Origin of the sequence: Mesotoga sp. HF07.pep.5.2.highcov (assembly GCF_003666285.1) — a bacterium.
In the GTDB taxonomy this organism is placed as follows: Bacteria; Thermotogota; Thermotogae; order Petrotogales; family Kosmotogaceae; genus Mesotoga; species Mesotoga prima.
This window is the reverse complement of the sequence record NZ_JFHJ01000239.1, coordinates 1-1,343: the sequence shown is the minus strand read 5'-3', so window position 1 is coordinate 1,343 and position 1,343 is coordinate 1. Positions and strand designations below refer to the sequence as shown.

The window sequence follows — 1,343 nt, the reverse complement described above, 5'->3', positions numbered from 1 at the left end:
GAACTGATTGCCCTTCAAACCCACGGCATATCCTTGAAGAGGTTGGTTATACCCTTTCTTCTCATAGGTATTATTTTCAGTGGCTTTGCTTATCTCTTGAACGACTATCTCGTACCGGCAGCTTCGACAAAGGCAAATGAGGCGATGGCGAGATTCGTCTACAAGCAACCGGAAGTTACTCTCAAAGAAAACGTATTTATGCAGGATAGCCAGGGAAGAATGATCTACGTGAGGAGAATCGATCAGGAGACGAAGGAGCTCAAGAACGTCTCCATATATGAAGTTTCGAGGGGTCAAGTTACGCTTACAACAGCGGAAAGCGCGGTAATCTCTTCGAACAAATGGATTTTGAGCAAAGCCAATATCTATCAGACAGACGAATCGGGCTTTCTTGGCGTTGAGATGCAGTTTGGCACTGCCGAGTTCGAAATAGATGAAGATATCGAACGTTATCTGGCCAGCTTCAAATCTCCAAAGGAAAAGACAAGTAAAGAACTGAGGGATGATATCGAAGCCTTCAAGAATACGGGGATCAATACCTCCTCGCTCGAGGTCGCTCTGCAAGAGAAGTACTCGATGTCCATCGCTCCTCTCGTCATTGTTCTTCTTGGCGTTCCTGTTTCGTTGATGTTCAATCTTCAGTCTAAGTCATGGTCTGTCATACTCACCTTTCTTCTGGTCGTCATCTATCAGGGATCGGGAGCCTGGTTGAGTGGAATGGGAAAGGAGAACCTTATAAACCCATCCCTGGCACCATGGATACCGAATATTACCTTTTCTATACTTGGTGTGATAATATACTCCCTCATCGATACTAAAGCCAGTTATAGATTGTCGGAGCTGTTTACAAGAATAATGAAAGTATCGGCAATTGTTCTTCTTCTTCTCGTTCCCGGTCTCCTTGAAGGATCTAATGTGAAGATCGTCGGAGGTACAATTGCCGGAACCAAGAGTGGCAGGGAGATACTACTTGGTGGTGGAGTCAAGGTAGAGTATTTCAGCGAGACCATGAACGCTACGATTGAAGCCTCCAATGCTTCGATACTAAATGTGGATTCCACTCCGGAATCGATCTCCTTCTGGGGAAACGTGAAGATGCTCAGTGATGAGACCACTATTCTCTCGGACAGACTGATTCTAGACTTGACAAATGAGCGCGTCGAAAGTATGCAGGTTTACTCTAGAACGGAACTTGAGGTTCCGGCCGCCAGAGGCGATACTTCAAAAACCGGTTCGAAGGTACCGTTTTATGTCTTCGGTGACTATGTGCAGTCGACTATGGAAGCATCTCCTACCTTCAATATTGGAGAAGGATATGTAACTACATGTGACAAGACCCACCC

At 45.6% G+C, this 1,343-nt stretch carries 1 protein-coding gene; it reads left to right on the top strand.

Translation table 11 applies throughout. The features are described 5' to 3' along the window. Positions 1-1,343 (top strand): LptF/LptG family permease (locus BG32_RS04980; RefSeq protein ID WP_147434832.1); only part of this gene is annotated, 1,343 nt, incomplete at both ends.